This window comes from Ruegeria sp. AH7 (genome assembly GCF_056541325.1).
Genome location: NZ_JBQFYF010000001.1, coordinates 508,755 through 523,839 on the forward strand (window position 1 = coordinate 508,755; position 15,085 = coordinate 523,839).

General features: G+C 54.0%; 13 protein-coding genes and 1 tRNA gene. 9 read left to right on the top strand and 5 right to left on the bottom strand.

Features of this window, described 5'->3' with window-relative positions; all coding sequences use genetic code 11:
• The first annotated feature begins 48 nt into the window (after positions 1–48).
• Positions 49–468, top strand: a complete 420-nt coding sequence (locus tag ACR0JX_RS02595; RefSeq protein ID WP_480541138.1) for an HIT family protein — start codon at positions 49–51, stop codon at positions 466–468.
• Between the two features lie 483 nt (positions 469–951).
• On the opposite strand, the gene lipB is transcribed toward ACR0JX_RS02595, so the two are convergent.
• Both lipB and ACR0JX_RS02605 read right to left on the bottom strand, forming a co-directional pair.
• Positions 952–1,608 (bottom strand): lipoyl(octanoyl) transferase LipB, encoded by a 657-nt coding sequence (gene lipB, locus ACR0JX_RS02600; RefSeq protein ID WP_480541140.1) that lies wholly within the window; start codon positions 1,606–1,608, stop codon positions 952–954.
• Between the two features lie 39 nt (positions 1,609–1,647).
• Positions 1,648–2,307 carry a DsbA family oxidoreductase gene (locus tag ACR0JX_RS02605; protein ID WP_480541142.1) on the bottom strand — a complete coding sequence of 220 codons (660 nt, stop codon included), beginning with the start codon at positions 2,305–2,307 and terminating at the stop codon, positions 1,648–1,650.
• 141 nt (positions 2,308–2,448) lie between these two features.
• On the opposite strand from ACR0JX_RS02605, the gene ACR0JX_RS02610 reads away from it, so the two are divergent.
• A tRNA-Leu gene (locus ACR0JX_RS02610) sits at positions 2,449–2,535 on the top strand.
• A gap of 212 nt (positions 2,536–2,747) precedes the next feature.
• The gene (locus tag ACR0JX_RS02615) at positions 2,748–4,274 is read left to right on the top strand and encodes an FkbM family methyltransferase (RefSeq protein WP_480541144.1); all 1,527 of its coding nucleotides are present in this window, start codon (positions 2,748–2,750) and stop codon (positions 4,272–4,274) included.
• Between the two features lie 425 nt (positions 4,275–4,699).
• Here the strand turns inward: ACR0JX_RS02615 and ACR0JX_RS02620 are convergent, their stop codons facing one another.
• Both ACR0JX_RS02620 and ACR0JX_RS02625 read right to left on the bottom strand, forming a co-directional pair.
• Complete coding sequence (locus ACR0JX_RS02620; RefSeq protein ID WP_480541145.1) at positions 4,700–5,482, bottom strand: FkbM family methyltransferase; 783 nt, start codon at positions 5,480–5,482, stop codon at positions 4,700–4,702.
• The gene (locus ACR0JX_RS02625) at positions 5,469–6,578 is read right to left on the bottom strand and encodes a glycosyltransferase (RefSeq protein ID WP_480541147.1); all 1,110 of its coding nucleotides are present in this window, start codon (positions 6,576–6,578) and stop codon (positions 5,469–5,471) included. Before ACR0JX_RS02625 ends, ACR0JX_RS02620 begins: the two co-directional genes overlap by 14 nt.
• A 351-nt stretch (positions 6,579–6,929) precedes the next feature.
• Here ACR0JX_RS02625 and ACR0JX_RS02630 point away from each other — a divergent pair, with 351 nt between their 5' ends.
• From ACR0JX_RS02630 to ACR0JX_RS02645, 4 genes are all read left to right on the top strand, one after another.
• Positions 6,930–8,813, top strand: coding sequence for a glycosyltransferase family 2 protein (locus ACR0JX_RS02630; protein ID WP_480541149.1), 1,884 nt, complete (start codon positions 6,930–6,932; stop codon positions 8,811–8,813).
• Between the two features lie 96 nt (positions 8,814–8,909).
• Positions 8,910–9,572, top strand: a complete 663-nt coding sequence (locus ACR0JX_RS02635; RefSeq protein ID WP_480541151.1) for a class I SAM-dependent methyltransferase — start codon at positions 8,910–8,912, stop codon at positions 9,570–9,572.
• Between the two features lie 31 nt (positions 9,573–9,603).
• Positions 9,604–10,659 carry a glycosyltransferase family 2 protein gene (locus tag ACR0JX_RS02640; protein WP_480541153.1) on the top strand — a complete coding sequence of 352 codons (1,056 nt, stop codon included), beginning with the start codon at positions 9,604–9,606 and terminating at the stop codon, positions 10,657–10,659.
• 25 nt (positions 10,660–10,684) lie between these two features.
• Positions 10,685–12,589, top strand: a complete 1,905-nt coding sequence (locus tag ACR0JX_RS02645) for an ATP-grasp fold amidoligase family protein (RefSeq protein ID WP_480541155.1) — start codon at positions 10,685–10,687, stop codon at positions 12,587–12,589.
• Positions 12,590–12,601: 12 nt separating this feature from the next.
• On the opposite strand, the gene ACR0JX_RS02650 is transcribed toward ACR0JX_RS02645, so the two are convergent.
• A complete protein-coding gene (locus ACR0JX_RS02650) occupies positions 12,602–12,907 on the bottom strand; it encodes a DUF6476 family protein (protein WP_480541157.1) in 306 nt (101 codons plus the stop codon).
• Here ACR0JX_RS02650 and ACR0JX_RS02655 point away from each other — a divergent pair.
• Together ACR0JX_RS02655 and rpoH are read left to right on the top strand one after the other, a co-directional pair.
• Positions 12,906–13,940, top strand: a complete 1,035-nt coding sequence (locus ACR0JX_RS02655) for an RluA family pseudouridine synthase (protein WP_480541159.1) — start codon at positions 12,906–12,908, stop codon at positions 13,938–13,940. The genes ACR0JX_RS02650 and ACR0JX_RS02655 overlap by 2 nt on opposite strands.
• Before the next feature lie 146 nt (positions 13,941–14,086).
• Positions 14,087–14,983, top strand: coding sequence for an RNA polymerase sigma factor RpoH (gene rpoH, locus ACR0JX_RS02660; RefSeq protein ID WP_480541160.1), 897 nt, complete (start codon positions 14,087–14,089; stop codon positions 14,981–14,983).
• Positions 14,984–15,085: the final 102 nt, after the last annotated feature.

Genomic DNA, 15,085 nt, shown 5'->3' on the forward strand with positions numbered 1-15,085 from the left:
CCTCGCACAAACGCAGATAGGAAACCAGCATCCAACCGGAGCCTGCATATGTCCAGCTATGACCCCGACAACATCTTCGCCAAGATTCTGCGCGGTGAAATCCCGTCGACCCGTGTTTACGAGGATGAAGGCACGCTGGCCTTCATGGATATCATGCCGCGATCAGACGGCCATTTACTGGTCATACCCAAAAGTCCGTGCCGCAACATGCTGGATGCTACGCCCGAACAACTATCTGCAGTAATGGCGACCGTGCAGAAGCTGTCCCACGCGGTGAAACAGGCGTTTGAGGCCGACGGGGTCACCATCCAGCAATTCAACGAAGCAGCTGGTGGGCAGGAGGTATTTCACCTTCATTTCCATGTTCTGCCCAGGCACGAAGGTATTTCAATGCGCCCGCCGGGCAATATGGGGGATTTTGATCTAATTGCCGAGCATGCGGAAAAGATCAGGAATGCGCTAAACTGAGTGAGGCGACGGAAACGCGCCGGCCAATGTGGGTATGGCCCAGAGTTAGGTGCAAACGCACAACTTTTGAACACTCAAAGCCTTTGCAAACAATGTCGAGCCTGCCGCGACGAGCGATAGCGCTGTGATCTTGCAATAGGGATGATGTGGTTTTGAAGGGATGGTCCAGTCAGTCGAAAGCTTAGAAAGAGAATTGCCGTTCCGATTTGGGGTCGGAACGGCAGACTCGTAACCAAACACTGATCGGATTTCACAGGGCAAGCCCTGTATCACCGGTTTAACATACCACTCACTCTAGATTGGCTGTTCCATGCTACTCGTAAACGTTGGCATTGTATTCACAGAAGTGAACGTTGGTTAAAATGAGAGTTAATATCGTTGCAAAATTATGCAAGACCTAGAAAATTGGGAAACAGAGCGATCTGAGCCGGCGGGATTGTGTCTGCAAGCTATCAAATTTCGATTCGAATCACTCGAAAGTGACTATTTCGCTGGGCTTTCGAAAACCTCGTAGAAGGTCTTCTGCAACGCAGTATCCACATCCGCCATGGTTACGGGCAAGCCGAGATCGACCAGTGAAGTGACCCCGTGTTCGGTGATGCCACAGGGCACGATCCCAGTGAAATGATCTAGTTCCGGTTCGACATTGATCGAGATGCCGTGAAAGCTAACCCATTTACGCAGGCGCAGACCGATAGCGGCGATTTTGTCCTCGGTGGGCTGGCCCGAAGCGGTAAGCGGCTTGTCATCTCGCTCGACCCAGACGCCAACCCGGCCGTCCCGGATTTCGCCTTTAACGTTGAATTCCGCTAGGGAGGCAATCACCCAGGTTTCCAACTGTTTCACAAACTGGCGCACATCGCGGCCGCGTGTGTTCAAGTTCAGCATTACATAGGCCACGCGCTGCCCCGGACCGTGATATGTATATTCGCCGCCACGCTTGCTTTCGTACACGGGGAAGCGGTCCGGGTCCTTCAGATCCGCAATTTTGGCCGAGGTTCCGGCAGTATAAAGCGGGGGATGTTCCAGTAGCCAGACGCACTCCTCTGCATCGCCCGTCGCAATCGCAGCCACGCGCGACTCCATGAAGGCAACGGCATCTTCATACGGGGTCAAACCATCGGTGACTTTCCATTCCATGCCGGCCTCATATCGTTCATGCGGGGTAGGGGGAAGGGGTTAGGCCGCCTCGGCCAGGCAGCGCTGTAATACCTGCGCGTAGGTCTCGGTGCCCTGCGCCCCGGTCAGCAGGTATTTGCCCCCGAATACCATGGATGGAACACCCGAAATACCACGGCTGGTCCAGAACTGCTGTTTCTCACGCACCGAAGCGGCATGCGCCCCTGATTCAAGTGCTGCAAGGGCATCATCGGGGTTAAGCCCCGCCGCAAAAACAGCTTCAATCAGAACATCGGCATCCGAGACGTCCTTTTGCTGGGTAAAATACGCCTCGAACAAGGCAAGTTTCAACGGGTGTTGCCGCCCTTGTATTTCGGCCCAATCCAACAGCTGATGCGCTGCGAATGTATTAACAATGCGGCTTTCGTCATTGAAATTAAAAGTAAACCCAAGCTCCGACCCCAAAGCGGTCAACCTGTCGCGGGCTTGTTGGCTTTGCTCAGTCGTCGAGCCATATTTTTCCGCAATATGCGCGCGCAAGTTTTGACCTTCCGGAGGCATGGTCGGGTTCAATTCAAAAGGATGCCACCTGAGACGGGCCAAAGCCTGTTGCTGTTGCAAAGCCAGATCGAGCTGCCGAAATCCGACAATGCACCAGGGGCAGACAACATCCGAGACGATATCCACCTGAAGTACGGGCCGTGGGTCAGAGGTGCTCATGATAAGGTCCAGTCAGTCTGTTTTTGTTTCACCTGAGCCAACAGATATGTCGGTCCAGATGGAATTTAAACCAACGCTGTTTTCTCTCTTCACATCACCTCCATCAACGTCTATACGCCCCTCTACCAAGTTACTGGTAGTGCGGTCGTGGCGGAATTGGTAGACGCGCAGCGTTGAGGTCGCTGTGGGGTAACTCCCGTGGAAGTTCGAGTCTTCTCGACCGCACCAAACTTGAAAAGCACACCTATCCCCTAAATCAGGCTGAACCGATCCTTTTTGGGCGGATTCCTTAGTTTACTTAGCGCGATGACCCTTACTTCAGATAAAAGGCACATTCTTGATTGGGCGTAGAGCTTTCATTGCCAGTCTGCTTTCTCTAAGACGCTTGTAACGGACATTTTGGGCCGTACCGTGTCCCGTGCGGCTCATCGCAACTGCGGTTGGACGAAAGGGTGATCTTGATGCATAGTGAACAGGTTAGCGAAGTTAATTTTCGGAACACGACGCTGAAATTTCACATCTCGAATCCTCGCGATCATATCCAGCGCCGTCATCAAGCCGGAAACTTGTATGAGGTAGAAGAGCTACTTCTCATCGAGAAGTACTTCCCGTCCGGGGGCGTTTTTTGCGATATCGGTTCGAATGTCGGAAACCACTCCGTTTTCGTGGGTAAATTTCTGAACCCCTCCAAGATTGTTCTGTTCGAGCCGAACCCCGTCGCGTGTGATATCCTCAAACGGAACATCGCTTTGAATCAGCTCGAGGCTGTGTCGGACCTGTCTTGCGTGGAATTTGGGTTGTCCGATGAAGACTCCGTTGGCAACGCAATCGACTACCCTGACAACAATCTGGGCGCGGGCCGGGTCGTGTCGAAAAATGATGGCGCAGGTATTCGACTGCGTCCGGGAGACGACCTATTGCCCAAGAAGGTCGACTTTCTGAAAATCGATGTGGAGGGCATGGAGTTAAATGTTCTCAGTGGGTTGCAGGAAACTCTTTCAAACAGCCGCCCGGATATTCTGATTGAAGTGGTCATAGACACATACCATGACGTGCTGGATCTTCTGCATTCGCACGGATACCGCGTTTTGCACTCGATTCGGCGGTATGGCGTCAATCTGAACCTGCTGGCGCGCCCGCAAGAGCTTGTGTTGTACGGCGCGGAAGCATGTGCAAAACGCGCTACTGCGTCCGATTTGAACATCCAGGCAAAGCCAGAGCGCGACAAAAGGACAATGTTCATCTTTCGCGCTCACAAATGGACCGAGAATGAGGCCAAACTCTTTTCCATCTGGAAAAAGGCGGCTCCGGGACCTGTCTGTATCGCATATGATGCGACGAATTCTGCGCCGCCAGAGTTACCAGATGAGCAGGTATTGAGTTTCGATCAGACTTGGATTCGAGAGAATGGGCTTCTTGAAGTAAGAAAGGTTGGTTGGAGGTTCGGCGACTATGCACTGTATCGCGCGATGCAGGCCGCGCCAGACGTCGAGTACTTTCTGATTTCCGACAGCGATCTGCTTCCTAACTGGCCCGACCTCAAAGATTTTTTTACCGAGCTTGAAGCCTGTAATCAGGACCTGCTGACATCGGTGTTGGTTGGTGCTGGTCCACGCAGAGTGGCGTCTATGCAGCATGAATTGTTCGATCAGTTCGAGCGCAAAATGTCGTGCCGCTTTGGAATATTGCGTGCCAGCAGACGGCTTGTAGAGAAAGCCTATGACTTCCGTCAGTTATATTCGGACGCTATGCGGCAAAAACCGGTACGACCTTTTGCCAATGACGAAGCGTTGTTTGCTACGCTGGCGAGTAATCTGGAAGGCTACACTGCTGCGACATTTGATGAAGCACTGCCGGGGGGTGTCACGACCTCGCTTTTGCGTGATGCCGCAAATCCCGTTCCGATTGAAGGCATTGAATACCTTACATTTGCGCGCACATTTGCTCATCCCGTAGTCACTGGCTGAACCGGCAACGCGCGTGGGGCGTCTGGGTTGGCATTCACGGAGTCGAGCAAATGAGGGGGATTTGTCGCGAAGCACTGCGGGTTAGTAATCTCTTCGAAATCGTACAAATTCAAGATGGCCGCGCCCGATTTGTGTGCCACCGCTGCCAAGATAGCTCCGTCATTCACCCTCAGCGGAGCAGAGTTGTTTTGCACTCATTGGCGTAACTCGAACATGTCAGAGATCATTTTTCGGCTGACTCGTGTGAACGGAAAAATGCACCCAAAACTCGGGTCTTCGCCGACCGAGGCCAGACCTTTCGAGTATAGCGGAGGGGTCTCGAACTGACGCAAGCCCGCTGCAAGGGCGGGGCTTTCGCTGAAACATCATAGCGACTTCAAGGGGATGTCTTGAAGCATTGGAAATGCTTCTGGCAGGTCATCAACTTAGTCCAAATCGAACCATTTCGACTCCCATGGCACGAACAGGAGATCGCAATCAGGAGCGTCTCTGTCTACCGGGCGCGGGGCCTCAATCAGTTCAAAGCCGTGTTTGCCCATCTCGGCGACAAACTCACTGAAGCGATAGCCATCCTTGAAACGCCGTTTCACCGAGACCTCTGCAAGGACGAACTCCGTCCGTTTCAGGGTTTCCCTTGCCCCTCGGATCACGGCCAGCTCATTGCCTTCGGTATCGATTTTCAAACCAAATCGGCCAGGGATGTCAGTGGTATAGCTGTCGAGGCGCTGCTTTGGGACAACGCGCTTTTCCATGTTCACGATACGGTTTTCATATTCCGCTGAAAAACCCGCGACTGTCGCCAAGGACCGTCGTTTGCGATCCGTTGTGGGAATGATTAGTTCAACCTCACCTTCATCTGCGTCCAGCGCGACAATGTGAAGGTCATAATCGATACGGTCGCGCCAAGATGCGACCCGTTGTGCGGTCTCTTCAATTGGATCGAAAAGGACGAACTTTTTGTCGGGAAATGCTTCGTACAAGAATGGCGTACCGGCGTCGACGCCGACGTCAAGGATTGTGTCGACCTGGAATTCAAAACTTCTAAGGTTTGCTGATGTCACGCCGCCTTGGATGACAGAAAGGCCAGTAGAGTTGAGCCGACGCATGACCGGCCGCGGGCCAACAAACTCGCCGGTTTCGAACTCGACGACTTTCAGGCCAACGGATCGCAGCAGTCGGCGAAAAGAGAATGCATCAATCTTCGGCATGTTTGACACCCTTGGTAGCAGAGCAGGTTTGTGTGTCAGCAGCGGGCGTGTCTTGTAACACTGCTTCGCGCAATGCCTGGCTTTGAACTTCTGGTCGAATTGAAACAGCATGATCCATGCAAGCCGCGCGCAGTGCCAACAGTTCTTCTGTGTCCATATCAATAAGTTTTCGCATCTGGAACATCATGCCCCGTACCTTGCCATCGGTGTACAATGCCTTGTGCGCGGGTTCGGGCAGATGGTCCCTGAGCGCCTCGACATTTGGCCCAATGACAGGAAGGCCGAAGGTCAGCGCCAGATTGACCGAACCCGATGTAAGGATACGGTTGAAGGGCGCAACGCACACATGGCTGTGGGCGAGTATATCGCGCAGTTCCTCATCCGGCAGATACCGGTCATGAAACCGGACATTGGGCATCGCTCTAATTGGCTGCTGTCCCCGACGCTCGCCTGCGATGACAGCGCCTGCGATGTCCAATTCCCAGGCTTGCTCGCGGATGTTAAGTGCTTTTAGCGCTTGCCACATAAACCGCCCGCCGCGGTTTTCCTGTACTTTTCCGATATGTACGAACCGGCAGTGTTCTGCAGGCGGTAGGGTGTCGCGTCGAGCTAGAGTGTCTTCGGCAGGCTCATAAACCCCCAGGTAACTGGGATGGGCGACGCGCAGGATCATATGTTGTGGGATGCGATAAGTCTGCGCCATCAAGTTGACCGCGTGGGGTGTGTGCAGGTGAATTCTGTCTGCCTGGCGCACCAATACGGCGCGACCCTTGTGGATCGCATCCATATCCCTGCCAGAGTTATGCGGGTGGAAGTTGTGAACCGTCCATATGATTTTCACACCCTTGTCCCGAAGCGCTGCAAGACCGGCTTCGATCTTGGCAAAACGCTCATCAGCGGGGATATCGTTCCCGCTGCCAAATTCGACCGTTTCCCAGTGAATCCAGTAGATATCACCGGCCTGCATCGGGGGTAATCCATCTGTGTAGAAGGCATTTAACCGAACAACCCGGACGTCATAGTCAGTGAAGCTGCTGTAGATCATGCGCTGATACGGATTGTTTCCCAGCGGCGCGTTGGAAAAAATCGTTGGCATGTGCTCGACCTCTTGTTTCAGGCGCTTCAACACAAAGCAATGTATTTGCTGCGCCCGCCTGTCTTGTGGAACCGCTTCTGACGCGCGGCCTATGACATCCATGCGGCCAACAAATAGCCGCTTAATGCCTTTGTTGGTGGTGCACGATGCACGGACCAAGTGGCAAGTTGCATCTTGAGGGGCGGGGCGGATTTGTTGACCTATCGTGTCTATGCGATCACGTGCGCGCGCTTGCAAAGCACAATATGGACCCGTAACAAAGCTGCGGAGCCAAGACTGTTGCGCAGGCCACCTACGCCATGGTTTTACTTACGGTCTTAAGGCTCCGAGCGCGGTGATAGGTGAGAATAGATGAGACTTGTCGTATCCACGATGAAAGACGAAGGGCCGTTTATTCTTGAGTGGATCGCCTATTATCTTTCGATCGGGTTCACGCATTTCATTGTCAATTCGAACGATTGTTCGGATGGAACCGATGCCATCCTCAAACGCTGCGAAGAGCTTGGGTTTCTGGCCCATATCGACAATCCAGGGCCCTGGGAGCACGGACCTCAAGCCTCTGCCTACACAAATGCGATGAAGCATCCCTGGTACAAAGAAGCCGAGTGGATCCTGGTCTGCGATGTGGATGAGTTTTTCGATATCCGCATCGGTGACGGAACTCTTGATGACTTGTTCCAGGCTCAGCCCCATGCCGATGGGTTTGCAGCGTTATGGCAGTTGTTTGGGCACAATGGGGTTGTCGATTTTGAAGATCGTTTTGTGATCGAACAATTCACCAAAGCTTGCGATTTGGGTGCGGTTCTGCCGCAGAACCTGCGTGCGTTCAAATCCCTGATCCGAAACAATGGGTCCTATCACTTTATCAGCACGCACCGCCCGCGTGGCCCTGTCCGCGAGAAAGCAGAGCGGTTTGGCTGGATTGACGGGGATGGGGATCCCTTGCCACCCGCGATGCGGCGCAGGGGGTGGGCCTTTTCCACAACCGGCGCAGGGTTTGGTTGCAGCCTGTTTCGGATGAACCACTATGCTGTGCGATCGATCGAAAGCTATTTGATGAAACGCGTCCGCGGCGATGTGAACACCACAGCCTTTCACCCAAAGATGGAAACGACCGGTAAAGCCTACTGGCGATTGCACTGCTACAATGAAGTAGAAGAAACCTCGATCCTGTCGAAAGTTGCACGTCTACGTGAAACCTATGACTGTCTGCGTTCAGACGAAGGACTGGACACGTTGCACCAACAGGCTGTGGCGTTTCACAAGGACCGGATCGCTGCCATTCGAAAAGCTGAGGCCGCAAATGATTTCATTTCTAAATACAAAGACTTTAAAGGTGGAAGAAATGTAAAAGCTCGGGATCTTGGCGTTATTGAAGAACTGAATGTGTCTTTTGACCCAAGGATACTTAAAGACCCGAATGTTACCTTTGCGCAGGTTGCCAAATGGAACCGCATTGGGCAGATGGCGAATGTACAAAATTCCAAGCCGAACAACTATCCTTGGTTCGTGCGGCTGGACGCGTTGGACACACCTTTCGATCAGACCGTAGCGGCTGCACAGCATGCAATAATCAAAGAGGCGACGGAGGTATCCGTACCCTTTGACCCAAAGGACAAAAGTTACCTTCCTGCCGTTTCTCCCGAGATAGAAAGAACGGCAAAACAGCGACGTAGTTTTCTCAAATCGATCAGCGGCAAGAAGTCCTGGGTGCTGATCGGTCAGGTTGAAACAGAAGTTGTCGAAGAAATTCTGGCGCTGCCCTCGGTGTCAAAGCTAACGATACTGGCGCCGTGGGGTTTGTCGTGGGATGGCTTTGCTTGTGCCGACACAACGCAAAATCCCGAGCTTCAGGCGCTGGATCGCGCGTTCTATGCATTTCTGGAGTGTTTTCGCGACCCCATTCTTGCGGGTCGACTGCGAGTCTATCGGGCGATGCCCCCCTTGATGCTGAAGCTATTCCAGGAGAACTCTGTTGGGGTAGCGGTCGTCAGGGGAGTTAGATCCGAACGGGTTACGAACGGTTTGCTGCGCAGGATTGACCGTGTGCTGGCCCCAGGGGGCAGCATCGCCTTCACTACCTATCGCCGTCGCGGGGGTGGTTCATATGGCGGGATGAATGCGGCGATCAACACATTTCTGGGGCAGAATGCCAGCCGATACAGGATAACCAGCCTGCAACCACCGTGGCTTGGGATCGACAAGTTACCACCACTTAACGCAGAAGAGACTTAGATTCTGGTTCTTGAGGTGTTGGCGTGGTAACGGTGGCTCAACAAACAAAAACGGGTTCGGTATAGGGCTGAAACCCGTCTGCGAAGTGAGGTCGAGATGTCAAACGAACCCAAGGTGATTGGCGTAGCGCCGGGAAGCCAGCCCAAACCCAAGGCGGACAAGGCGACCAAGCGCAAGAACTCGAAAGAGGCCATCCGGCGGACCTTTCTGTCCCGCTTGCCCAAAGGTGGGGTAGCGGTTGAGATCGGTGTCTGGCAAGGGGAGTTTTCTCCGACCATACTGAAGCTGTTGGAGCCCAGTCAGTTGTTCCTGATCGACCCGTGGAAACATATCGGGGAAGAATCGCACACCACTGCCTTTGTCGGCCGGACCGAAGATGAAAAGATGGAAGCCATCTTCCAGAAGGTCAAAAAGTCGTTTGAGAAAGAGATCGAAGACGGAAAGGTTGGTATTATCCGCGACTTCTCAGTCCCGGCTCTGAACCTGTTCGATGATGAAAGCATATCCTTTGCCTATGTGGACGGGGACCATTCTTACGAAGGTGTTTCGGCGGATCTGGCAGCGCTGTTTCCCAAGATGAAGATTGGCGGCATTATGGCATTCGACGATTATCATCGCCGCGGCTGGTGGGGGGATGGGGTCATCCGCGCTGTGAACGAATTCCTAGGTCAATATCCAAGACATTTGCGCATCAGAGCCATTGCGGGCGCGCAGATTGCGATCGAGAAAATCGAACCTCAGGTCGATAGTAAGGACTGATCTGACCCAGCATTTAGACCGAGCGCATCCGATGCAAAACCCTGAGAAAATCGTCATCTCGGCCATGAAAAATGAAGGGCCTTACATCCTTGAATGGGTGGCCCATCATAAGGTGCTCGGTTTTGACAAGATCATCGTCTACACCAACGATTGTTCGGACGGGACAAACCGTATCTTGCGACGGTTGCAGGAGCTTGGGCATGTCGAATTTCGACGCAACCGGGTCGGCGCCGGAGGAATTCATCGATCAGCCCTGAGACAGGCGCGTCGATTGCCGATCGTGAAAGACGCAAAGTGGATTTATGTTTGCGACGCGGACGAGTTTCTGAATATTCACGTTGGCAACCGCAAGGTTGACGATCTGATCGAGGCGACGCCCGACGTGGATGTGATCTCGATCCCCTGGAAGATATTCTCGAATAGCGGTCGGCACATACTGCGCGATTCCCCTGTTACGGCGCAGTTCGATGACGGTGAATTGGATTTTGAGCAGGGCGGGGCCGGGCGTCGTTTTGTGAAGTCGATTTTCCGGCAAGGCGAGTTTTATAATCGTTTCGGTCTGCACAACCCACATCCCAGACCCGAATTCCAGTCCAGCGTATTCCGGTCCGTGGCGGGTGGGCATGCCAGAGAGCCCGCACCTTTCGGCAACCATGTTTCGCCGCCATTTGGGTTTGAAATTGCACAGATCAACCACTATGCTGTGCGTTCAACACAGGCGTATCTGGCCAAGCGTAGCCGTGGACGGGCAAATCATTCGTCTCATACACTTGGAACCGACTATTGGGATCGCTGGAACCGAGGCGGCTCCAAGGACGAAACCATCCTGCGTTATCAGGACGAAACGGCCGAGATATTGGAGCAGTTCAAATCAGACGAAACCCTTCAGCGATTGCATCGTAAGGCATTCCGTTGGCATAAGGATCTGATCTCGAACCTGATGCAGATCCCAGAGTATGAGCAGCTATATCAACGGCTTGTGGAAAAACCCGCCGCAAGTTTTGTAAAGCAGGATCGCGGCGTGCGCGACCGCGTCACAAGCGAAAACGTGCAGCGCCCGTCTGGCCTAAACCAACCGGAAATGTGACCTAAGACCCCGGAGTATCAACGCAATGGTTGTCGACCCCAAGCTCCCGACGATTGGAATGCTCTGGTTGGAAGGCTCGCTGAGCTTTCTTGAGCAGATGTGTCTGCTGTCTTTCGTTGCGAATGGGCACAAGGTGGTACTGTTCCACTATGGCGAGGTCGAAAACGTTCCCGAAGGCGTTGAACTGGTATCGGCGAATGAGATTCATGAGCCCAAAAAGTTCATCATGAGCAATACATTCAATACACCGGTGCCTCAGTCTGATATTTTCAGACTTCAGTTGATGAAGAAAACCGATTTCCTCTGGTGCGATACAGATGTGATTGCTTTGGCGCCGATACCAAAAGCGGATCACATCTTCGGTTTTTTCAACAAAACCACAATTTGCAACGCTGTGATGCGTTTGCCGTCCGACAGTCCTGCGTTGAAAGCCTACACCGAATACAGCTTGGATTCGTTTCCCATCCGGCCTTGGGTTGAAGGCGAGGAGAGACAGCGGCTTGAAAAGATGAAACAGGCAGGGGAGCTGCCACACGCATCGGATCAAGATCACAGCGTTTACGGGCCTGACGTTATGACTTGGTTTCTCAGGCATTATGGAGAGATAGAGCACGCAAGCCCGCCGCCGGTCTTTTATCCATTGCCGTTTCGTCAGACGGGGCAAGCAAATGACATTTCTGCACGAGGATTTCGCAACACTTTCATCAAAGAAGAAACACTGGCCGTGCATCTCTGGGGGCGCCGCATGCGGTGGTGGATTGCCAAAGGCATAAAGCGGCATTCCTTTTTGGATCGGCGTCTGCGTGGATTGGGTATCCGGCCCGCTGATGCGCCTTTACCAGTCAAGGGCAGGGGTGCTCCTAAGGCCATTCAGTTCCCAGATGTGCTTCCTGATCTGCGCGTGACCGACGAACAAATTAGTGCGGCAACGGAGGGAAAGATGCCCGTTGCACTTTTGTCGGACCGCCGAGACTACCTAAGGTTTGCTCAACGCGAGTTGGACAGAATAAAAGATCAAGGCCTCTACCAAGTGCACGAAAAACCGCGCCCTGGTCATTTGCGCGGTTGGGATCACTACAGTAGCGACCCCGCGCGACTGAATGCTTTGATGCTGTCGCTGTTTCGGTTTGCCAAAAATCACCGCTACTTGCCTGACCTGTCAGCGCCTGCCACGTTGACTGAAAAACTGTTGATTATGAAGCTTTTTGCCGAGTTTCCTGCTGTCAGTGCGGCGGACAAGCTGACGGCAGAGGAGTTTGTGCCTGAAGAGGCCAGAGCTTTGCTGACGCCGGTTCAGAGATATTGGGTCTCACCTGATCCGATCCTGTCCGAACTTGACCTCAGTGCGAGAAGTTATTGGCTTAAGTGCAACAACGCGCAGGGAAAAAATCTTCGTCTAACATGGCCTCTAACCGGAGAGGCCTTGCGCCACGCGAACCGGAACCTTGAAATTTGGAGCAAGAGCCCGGTGCCGCATGGCTATTGGGCGGCCGAATGGTGGTATTCAACCATCGACACGCGGTATTTTATAGAAGAAGACCTCGCCGCTGAAGGAGAGGATATCATCGACTGGAAATTCTGGGTTGTTGCCGGGCGGGTTCAGCTGGTTCAGGTCGACCGGGACCGCTCGCGCGGGCATGTGCAGATGATCCACGACCGGGATTTCAACTTTATTCCCAAAGAGCTGTACTTTAAGACCAGCGAAGATACCGAGCCAAAGCCAGAACGGTATGACGATATGGTGCAGATCGCCGAAGCCATTGGCCAACGGGTCGAGTTCGCAAGGGTCGACCTCTATGCGATTGGCGACAAGATTTACCTTGGTGAGATTACGCTCTGCCCGTTTGGCGGGAAACGCCAGATGCGCACGCCAGAGCTGGACACTCAGTTGGGCGATGCGTGGACGGGCACGCGACTGTTCCCGAACTAAAGCAACACCGGTTTAGTCTACGGATATCTCTTGCCGCAGGTTACCGGTTGTCTTGTCGAAGATCAGAATGCGGTTGTCGTCGGTCACCACGGCATACCAGTTGTTGCCAATCGTGACCGCCTGCGCCTGTGCCCCATCGGGCAATTCGACCTGATCCGGCAGGGTGGGCGTGCGGTCCGATAGGCGGATGACAATCAGTGCGAATGTCACTAGAACCCCGCCAATCATCACCGCGGTCAGCAGCATGACCATGCGCCGCAGCAATCGCAATTGCGGTGTCTCTTGCGGTTCGTCTTGGGGGTCGGAAGGAACAGTCATGGGCACCCGCCAGATAGAGTTTCAGATTGCGGCCGATCCGCCGCCTCGTCTTGATAAGGCGCTTTCGCGGGATGTGCCAGCCGATGAGAACCTGTCGCGCACCCGTCTGGCCCGTCTGATCGAAGAGGGCGCGGTGTCTATTGACGGTACCGTCATCCTCGATCCGAAATACAAAGTACCCGAAGGTGCTGCGGTGACCATCACCGTCGCCGAAGCCGAAGACAGCCATATCGGCCCTGAGGATATTCCGCTGCAGGTTGTCTATGAGGACGCAGACCTGATCGTGATCAACAAACCGGCAGGCATTGTGGTGCATCCGGCGCCGGGCTCGCCCAATGGGACACTGGTCAACGCTCTGTTGCACCATTGCGGCGACGATCTCTCTGGGGTCGGTGGTGTCAAGCGCCCCGGTATCGTTCATAGAATAGATAAAGAAACCAGTGGTTTGCTGGTCGTAGCTAAATCAGATGCCGCGCATCACGGGTTGGCCGCCCAATTCGAGGCGCATAGTGTCGAGCGTTATTATCGCGCCATCTGCTACGGGGTGCCGGATGCCAACGATCCGCGACTGCGCGGGGTAAAAGGCGTCAGCTTCGAGCCGGGCAACATCATGCGTTTGACCACGCAACTGGCGCGGCACAAGACGGACCGACAAAGGCAGGCCGTGCTGTTCCATGGCGGGCGTCATGCCGTCACCCGGGCACGGGTGGTCGAGAGTTTTGGCAATCCCGCCGGGCTGGCCCTGATCGAATGCTGGCTGGAAACCGGTCGCACACATCAGATCAGGGTGCATATGGCCCATGCCGGGCACGGGCTGGTGGGCGATCCGGTCTATGGCGGTAAGCGCAAACTTGCGGCCAAAGCCTTCAGCGCCATGACTGCCGAGGCCGTGCGCGCCTTTCCACGACAGGCGCTGCATGCTGCTGTTTTAGGCTTTGAGCACCCTGTAACGGGTGAAAACCTGCGGTTTGAGGCCGAATTGCCAGAAGATATGCGGAATTTGATCGACACTCTGCGCACACCGCTGACATAATCCGCAAACTGTTGTGAGTAAGGGTTTCTTATCTTTCCTTTACCAAAGCTTAATTCCAAACTGTTAACGGTACCTCTTGAAAGGCGTGGGTTCCTTACCTATCTCCTATGTTAAAGAAGTAAACATTTGTCGGAGGGACATCATATATGGCAAATTACGCAAATCTCCCCGCACCGACGCCCGAGGGCGGCCTGAACCGCTATATGCAGGAAATCCGCAAATTTCCTCTGCTGGAGCCGGAAGAAGAATACATGCTCGCCAAGCGTTGGGTGGAAGAGCAAGATACTGAAGCCGCGCATAAAATGGTCACGTCGCATCTGCGTCTGGCGGCCAAGATCGCTATGGGTTATCGCGGCTATGGTCTGCCGCAGGCCGAAGTGATTTCCGAAGCAAATGTGGGCCTGATGCAGGCCGTGAAAAAGTTCGATCCGGAAAAAGGTTTCCGGCTGGCGACCTATGCGATGTGGTGGATTCGCGCTTCGATCCAGGAATACGTTCTGCGGTCATGGTCGATGGTCAAGCTGGGCACCACCTCGGCGCAGAAAAAGCTGTTCTTTAATCTGCGCAAGGCCAAGGCACGTATCGGTGCGCTTGAGGAAGGAGACCTGCGGCCGGAAAACGTCAAACAGATCGCCGAAGATCTGGGCGTTACAGAAGAAGAAGTGATCAGCATGAACCGCCGGATGTCCGGTGGTGACGCCTCGCTGAACGCGACCGTCGGGTCCGAAGGCGAAGGTACAATGCAGTGGCAGGATTGGCTTGAGGATGAAGATGCAGACCAGGCCGGCGACTATGAGGCCCGTGATGAGTTGCACGCACGGCGAGAGCTGCTGGCAGCGGCATTGGAGGTGCTGAATGATCGGGAAAAAGACATCCTGACACAGCGCCGTCTGATGGATCAGGCCGTCACGCTTGAAGAACTGAGCACGCAGTACAATGTAAGCCGCGAACGCATTCGCCAGATCGAAGTGCGCGCCTTTGAAAAGCTGCAGAAGAAGATGCGCGAACTGGCCCGCGAAAAGGGCATGCTCAGTACGACCTAAGAGTACATTGAATGTAGATCGAGCCGGCTCAACCCCGTTGAGCCGGTTTTCTTTTGGCTGATCGGATGGAAAGCCGCATGACAGCACCGCCATCTCCCGCTA

Bases quoted from the DNA above. Each gene is read 5' to 3' on its own strand.
- ACR0JX_RS02620 (WP_480541145.1), bottom strand. From the start codon at position 5,482: ATGCCGAAGATTGATGCATTCTCTTTTCGCCGACTGCTGCGATCCGTT.
- lipB (WP_480541140.1), bottom strand. From the start codon at position 1,608: ATGGAATGGAAAGTCACCGATGGTTTGACCCCGTATGAAGATGCCGTT.
- ACR0JX_RS02630 (WP_480541149.1), top strand. From the start codon at position 6,930: ATGAGACTTGTCGTATCCACGATGAAAGACGAAGGGCCGTTTATTCTT.
- ACR0JX_RS02635 (WP_480541151.1), top strand. From the start codon at position 8,910: ATGTCAAACGAACCCAAGGTGATTGGCGTAGCGCCGGGAAGCCAGCCC.
- ACR0JX_RS02625 (WP_480541147.1), bottom strand. From the start codon at position 6,578: ATGCCAACGATTTTTTCCAACGCGCCGCTGGGAAACAATCCGTATCAG.
- ACR0JX_RS02655 (WP_480541159.1), top strand. From the start codon at position 12,906: ATGGGCACCCGCCAGATAGAGTTTCAGATTGCGGCCGATCCGCCGCCT.
- ACR0JX_RS02645 (WP_480541155.1), top strand. From the start codon at position 10,685: ATGGTTGTCGACCCCAAGCTCCCGACGATTGGAATGCTCTGGTTGGAA.
- ACR0JX_RS02650 (WP_480541157.1), bottom strand. From the start codon at position 12,907: ATGACTGTTCCTTCCGACCCCCAAGACGAACCGCAAGAGACACCGCAA.
- ACR0JX_RS02595 (WP_480541138.1), top strand. From the start codon at position 49: ATGTCCAGCTATGACCCCGACAACATCTTCGCCAAGATTCTGCGCGGT.
- rpoH (WP_480541160.1), top strand. From the start codon at position 14,087: ATGGCAAATTACGCAAATCTCCCCGCACCGACGCCCGAGGGCGGCCTG.
- ACR0JX_RS02640 (WP_480541153.1), top strand. From the start codon at position 9,604: ATGCAAAACCCTGAGAAAATCGTCATCTCGGCCATGAAAAATGAAGGG.
- ACR0JX_RS02605 (WP_480541142.1), bottom strand. From the start codon at position 2,307: ATGAGCACCTCTGACCCACGGCCCGTACTTCAGGTGGATATCGTCTCG.